General features: G+C 34.3%; 1 pseudogene. It reads right to left on the bottom strand.

Features of this window, described 5'->3' with window-relative positions:
* Nucleotides 1–143, bottom strand: a pseudogene (locus Q4519_RS22105) (DUF2238 domain-containing protein); the annotation flags it as partial.
* Between the last annotated feature and the right edge of the window lie 93 nt (nt 144–236).

Below are 236 nucleotides of genomic sequence, written 5' to 3'. Positions count from 1 at the left end.
CTAAAAGACTGATAAGTAGCCGCTACTAATACTGCACCGATATTGGCCGGTAAAACTTCTAAAAACAAAGTAAATTGATCTTTTGGCTCTATGCCAGACCAAAGCAAAAAGGCTAAAAAGGTGAATGCCCAAAGATGTTTAATTTTTATATCCTAATACAATGTAACGATTAAGTGTTTATATAAGAACAAAAACGTACTAACATCTTATTAAACCTCGCCAGTGCCTGTCTCTTA

Source organism: Motilimonas sp. 1_MG-2023, assembly GCF_030547455.1.
Classification (GTDB): Bacteria; Pseudomonadota; Gammaproteobacteria; order Enterobacterales; family CBDFNC01; genus Motilimonas.
The sequence above is the reverse complement of the archived record's forward strand: the minus strand, read 5'-3'. Positions and strand labels throughout refer to the sequence as shown.